1 pseudogene is annotated in these 238 nt (G+C 77.3%); it reads right to left on the bottom strand.

From position 1 onward, the window contains the following. Positions 1-238: pseudogene (locus ACYQ0J_RS00540) on the bottom strand (tetratricopeptide repeat protein); the annotation flags it as partial.

Genomic DNA, 238 nt, shown 5'->3' with positions numbered 1-238 from the left:
GCAGGGCCAGGGCGCCTTCCTCCTTCCCCTCCCGGCGGGAGAGCTCCGCCAGGGCCACCAGCACCCGGGCGCGGGCCGGGGCGTGGGTGTCCAGAAGCTCCAGGGCCTCCCCGGCGGCCCGCCTCGCCAGCCTCTTCCGTCCCAGGGCCAGGTGGCAGAGGGCCATCTCCGCCAGGGCCGCTCCCCTCCGGGCCCCCTCCCCCGCTAGCTCAAGGGCCTCCTCCAGGACCTCGCTTCC

It is taken from the genome of Thermus sp. FJN-A, from assembly GCF_054655095.1.
The sequence above is the reverse complement of the archived record's forward strand: the minus strand, read 5'-3'. Positions and strand labels throughout refer to the sequence as shown.